Raw genomic sequence first — 5737 nt, forward strand, 5'->3', positions numbered from 1 at the left:
AGTCGCTCCTTCACGGGAGCGTGGATTGAAACCGGACATATCCATTTCGGGAACGAGCAAATGAGGTACTCTCTTTTACTTTATTTCCCTCTTACTTATTTTAAACACCTTTAATAAACTGATAATTTTTTGGCCCGACCCCCTATGCTAAGTGAACAGCTCCTGTTCTGCCGCGCAGGCAGCTTAAAAAAATATTTCCCAGCTACCCACCAACAAAATTTGGAACTGATTCCGGAGATACAGAAATTCAGAGTATATGGCATCTAAGATAATTCAGTGCTTTTTATAAAAGCGGTACAGGAGAGGGTCTCTATAATGAAGAAAACGGGATTTATTGGGAAGGCGATGACGACTTCTTGTAAGGCTTTGATTTTTATAGAAAAAGGTTGGCCCGACCCCTATCCTAATTATAGCTATATCCTGATCTTGCTTTTTTTTGCACTTAGATCATCATTTCACCTATTTTCAAATTATTGCCGGGTTATGAATTGGTGAAAAACAGGTTGTTGCAGACAAAAACAGTCTGCCTGTCGAATGATTTCAAGGCAAATCCAGTTCAAACCCAAAAAAAGCATTACCTGTCAGTAAAAGGAAAGTGGTGCAGAAGAGAAACAGGAAGAGCAAAAAGAACCTTTAATGGCTTAAGTATGGGATGAATTATGATTAGCGTGATTGTGTGTTCGCGGCAAGCTCCTGAATGGGATTTCCATCAGCGTAATGTGCAGAAAACTGTCGGTTGTGACAACGAGTATATCAGAATCGACAACCGCAAGGGTGAGATGGGAATCTGTGCTGCCTATAACATGGGAGTACAGAAGGCTGCCGGGGAGATTCTGGTGTTTGTTCATGAAGATGTTTTTTTCATGGAAGAGGGGTGGGGAAAAAATCTTGAGAGTAAATTTTTACAAGACTCATCCACAGGGCTGATTGGTGTTGCAGGTACTCAGTATCTTTTCAAGGATGACCTGCGGTGGCATATTGCCGGGCAGCCCTTTTTAAAAGGCAGGGTGATTCACCAGTTGGACAGAGGCGAAAGATTCATACTTGTTGTTTTCTCCTGGGATAAAAACGATTCCGAAGTGGTTGCTGTTGATGGCCTGTTCTTTGCAATCAGAAAGGAACTTTTTTCCCGGGCAAGCTTCGATGAGAAGACTTTCAGGGGCTTTCATTTCTATGACCTTGATATCTGCATGCAGGTGCGGAAAACACATAAATGTATAGTTACCTGGGACATTATGCTTCAGCATTTCTCTGCCGGTAAAAACGATCCGGCATGGCATGAAGCAGCAAAACTCTTTGCGCAGAAATACGAAAAAGAACTTCCAGCATCATGCGTCAGTTCTGTGCCTGACCCCTCGCCTGATAAGCGTCAATCAGCTTCAAACTATGATTTGAAAGGAAAGGTTCAGCAGAATGTGATTGTCTGACCGAAGTAAGTGCTTCAGCCAAGGGGTAATCTTTTGCCCGGCAGTGGGCCTTTCTGATCCCGGCAGATGAGCTTTTTTGTCGTGACTGTACTTCTGAGGTTTCGACCTCTTTTAGTCTGTGGGAGTGTTATTTTGCAGAGCTTTCCGCAGTATCTCTGTCATATCGTATTTTTCTCTGAACTGCCTGTAACAGCGTAAACGTATCTTTTCACGGGCAATTACTTTTTGTAAATACATGCTGCAGGTCTGCACCAGTTCCTCATAGGGCACCAGGGGAATGTCAAGACCGCTGTAGGGGTTCAGTGGCGAGTTTTCAGATACTGCAAAACAGCTATTATTCAGCAAATATGAGATTCTTACAGTTTCGAAGATTTTTGTGTCGTATTGATGAATGTTGATGATGATTTTTGATTTTGCTATTTCTCTGTCCCGTTCCGGTCCGTAAACTCCGAACAATGTCTTTACCTTTACACCTTCTTCGATGAGTTTCTGAAGAATGGTATTCCTCCGTGGTCCTGTGCTTCCGTAGAAGAGTACGTCATATTCTTTTTCATGATCCTGAGATATCTGTTCCAGGTTCCGGTGATACCCGATGGGAACATATCTGGCCTTAATACCTTTGCTGTCGAGGAAAGAAATATTCTGATGTGAATAGTCCCAAACGGTAACCGCACAACTGAGGTAGTCATGGAAGTTTTGAGTGTAAAATCCCTGAATTGCATTCAGTTGCTCAAGCTGGTAGGGAATGTAGCGAAAACTTTTCAGTGCCGAGATGTTCTGAATTAAATGACCGCCCAGTATTATGTTGATACTGTCAATAGATGGCTCGTTAACAGTGATATCACATGGGATTCCCAGAGAAACAAAAGATGATTTCAGCAATACTGCAAGCTCCAGAAAACAGGAGCTGTGTTTGTAGCCTGGTGGATTTATAAGACATACGCGATACATGGTTACATGATACTATAGATAAAGAGAAATCTCAAGATTTCTATCGGACACTTAAGTGTCGGCCACATGGAATCATTTACAAGGAATTAACACCCCGCCGCTCAAGGAGTGTACCATCCTTGAGATATAGATTCGTTATTGCATTTATATATTCAACCTCTGCTCTTGCCTTGTCCAGTTGAGCAGCAATTAAATCACGCTGTTTTTGTAAAACCATATACTCAGTAGATTTTCCGGCATTCAGTCTGGCCTGTTCTGCCATACTGTTCTGTTCCTGAAGTTCAAGAGCAATACTCGCAGCTTCAATCTGCTCATAAGTCCTCTTGACTTCAGACCAGGCAACCCGAACATCAAGGTGAATCAGATTTTCAAGATTTTTTATTGATAACTGATATTTTTCGCGAGACAGCATTGCCCTGTTATGCCGGCTCCTTGCTTTTCCATTTGTTACAGGGTACGACAAAGACAATCCTGCTGCTATTCTGTTATCATTGTCCGAATCTCCTTCATTAAACATATCACCAAATGAGTTGGCATAAGAGGTTCCGGAAAGAGAAATGAAAAGGTCCAGTTTGGGCAAAAGTCCGTTTCGTGTTGTTACAATATCAAGTTCACCTTTCCTTAGAAGATAATTGGCCTGTCTTAAATCTGCACGATATTTCAGGGCAGATTCGATATACAGGTCAAGAGAATCGGACAATTCAGGTTTCGGTGGTTTATCAATCAAAACAATATTTTCATTCCAGATAGAAACAGAATCATTTAAAAGATAGGCAAGCTGATATTTTTTCTGCAAGCAAACAGTTTGTGCATCAATAAGACTCTTTTTCCTTGATGCAACTTCAGCTTTCACTCCAACAAGGTCAAGTGATGCAATGTACCCGACATTCAAACGTTCCTGCGACTCATATAAAAGCCTCTCTGCAAGCTGAAGAGATCTTTGGTGAATAGCAACCTCCTGCACTGCCAGGTAAAGACCCCAGTAAGCCTGCTCTGTTTGAGACAGGAGATTTTGTGCATATCCTGCCAGCTCCTCCTTCTCAATATCCATATCCAGAGTTGCTTTTCGCAAAGGAGCAAGGTTTACACCCAGACCACCTCCGGCAAGAAGTGCCTGTGTAAACTTCAGTTCATAGTTACCCTGATAAATATCGGAAGCTCCGGTATTGTCCCCCACTCCTGCATTCAGGCTTGATCTGCTTTGGGAAACCCTGCCACCAGAACCCTGCAGTCTTATTCCGGTTCCGGTCGGCAGAACTCCTTCAACTGCCACCAACCCCTGATAATCAGGCTTTTGCGGTTCACCCGAAAGGTTATAATCCTGTTTAACCTCACCGGAAACCACAGGTTCAAATGTGTATTTGTTCTCCCTGACAACAGTTTTCGCAATGTCCAGATCGATTTTTTCAATTCTGACAAGCGGATTATTGTTCGCCGCCCGATGAAGAACATCCTGTAACGACAATTTTAAAGTATCGTTTGATTCAGCATTCAAAGTTGTAAAAAAGGGTGTAATCAGGAATGTTAACAGGATTGCCGGTACGATAGCCTTGAGTTCATCAGCTTTTTTCATCCTTCTTTTAATATGTTTCTCTTCAATATACGAATAGATAACAGGAATAAGAATAAGAGTAATAACTGTTGACGTTAACAATCCGCCTATAACCACACGCGCCATTGGTGCCTGAGCCTCACCACCTTCACCCAATGCAAGTGAAAGCGGCAGCAGACCAAGAACTGTTGTCAATGCAGTCATCATGATCGGCCGTAAACGACGGACACCGGCAGTTTCAATAGCCTTGAAAAGCTCATATTTATAGTTCCTCCGAAGCCGGTTAATGTAATCAATAAGTACAATGGCATTATTCACAACTATACCTGCAAGAATGATACATCCGATATATGCCTGAACCGAAAAAGGTGTTGCAGTAATGTATAAAAGTCCTATTACACCTATCAGTGCCACCGGTATTGAAAAAAGGACAATAAGCGGATCCTTGAAAGATTCGAACTGACCTGCCATTACAAGATAAACCAGAAGAATTGCAAGTAACAATCCAACCAAAAGTTCTCTTTGTGCCTTCTGCTGTTCTTCATAATCACCTCTGATAATTACAGCAAAATCAGATGGTACACTGACCTGCCGGATTACATTTCGTATATCATTTACAACAGAGCCCATGTCCCGTCCGAAATAGTTTGCATCAATTGTTATTATCCTTTCTCTGTCCCTTCTTTCAATTGACAGCGGCCCCGACCCTTCGTGGAACTGTGCAACAGCAGATAACGGAATCGCCTTTCCATTATTGTTTAATATTGTCAGATTTTTCAGTTGTCCAATATCTTTCCTGTCCTCTTCTGTCAACCTTACAATAATCGGATATTCCTTTCCTTCACGACGAATAAATGAGGCCTGTCTGCCCCCCATTGCTATTTCAATTGCAGAACCGATTCTTGATGCACTCAGACCAAGATCTGCAGCTTTTTTCCGATCGATTATTATATCGTACTCCGGCATCCCTTCTTCACGACTGATATCAACATCAGTAACACCGTCAACCGACTCGACCAGTTTTGAAATCTGATTTGCAAGAGTCTCCCCAGTTTCCAGATCATAGCCGCGAACTTCGATTTCAACTTCCTGCCTGCCACCGCTTCCCATACGCATTATAAACAGCCCCTGCCCTTCACGAACACGAATAGTTGTACCGGGTATGTTTGAAAGTGTTTTTCGCAAACTGTTGGCTATTTCAGAATCAGACCTGGAACGTTTTGATTTTTCTACCAGGGCAACTCTTATACTTCCGGTATTTCCCCCTGATCTCCAACTGCCACCTGTATTTGATATTATGTGCTCAGCTTCAGGAACCTCTCTTTTTATAATAGATTCAATCTGTAATACTACGCTGTCGATAGGTTCAATTCTGGCTCCTACTTCCATTTCAACATCAACCCTTACTTCCCCCTCATCAGAAGCCGGCATCAGTTCAGTTCCTACAAGTGGAATCATCAGGATCGATCCAATAAAAAGCAGTACTGTACATAACAGAACGATTTTTCTGTGATGAAGTGCCCATGAGATCATTCTTCCATAGTATGACTCGATCCTTTGATAGAACTTTTCTGAACTGACAAACATTTTCTGTATTTTCGATAATCTGCGACCCCTTTGAACCAACATGATGACTTTTGGGGGGCTGGCACTGGGAATCGGTATGCTGGTAAGCACCGGTGAACTTGAGAATGACCTTGGCTATTCCAAATGGGATTACCGCGAAAAAGGCACCACCAACAGCCGAAACGGCTATTCAGAAAAGACCCTGAAAAGCAGCCTTGGAGAGATACCAATTAAGGTTCCC

Annotated in this window: 4 protein-coding genes; 2 read left to right on the top strand and 2 right to left on the bottom strand. The window is 42.5% G+C overall.

The features are described from left to right. Positions 1-659 precede the first annotated feature (659 nt). Entirely contained in the window at positions 660-1427 is a 768-nt protein-coding gene (locus GX089_08935) for a hypothetical protein (protein NLP02605.1), read from the top strand. 111 nt (positions 1428-1538) lie between these two features. Here the strand turns inward: GX089_08935 and GX089_08940 are convergent, their stop codons facing one another. Then, positions 1539-2309, bottom strand: a complete 771-nt coding sequence (locus GX089_08940) for a hypothetical protein (protein NLP02606.1) — start codon at positions 2307-2309, stop codon at positions 1539-1541. Positions 2310-2454: 145 nt separating this feature from the next. After that, positions 2455-5517 carry a TolC family protein gene (locus GX089_08945; GenBank protein ID NLP02607.1) on the bottom strand — a complete coding sequence of 1021 codons (3063 nt, stop codon included), beginning with the start codon at positions 5515-5517 and terminating at the stop codon, positions 2455-2457. Positions 5518-5557: 40 nt separating this feature from the next. On the opposite strand from GX089_08945, the gene GX089_08950 reads away from it, so the two are divergent. After that, positions 5558-5737: hypothetical protein (locus GX089_08950; GenBank protein ID NLP02608.1), on the top strand; the 180-nt coding region annotated here is incomplete at its 3' end.

Origin of the sequence: Fibrobacter sp. (genome assembly GCA_012523595.1) — a bacterium.
In the GTDB taxonomy this organism is placed as follows: Bacteria; Fibrobacterota; Chitinivibrionia; order Chitinivibrionales; family Chitinispirillaceae; genus JAAYIG01.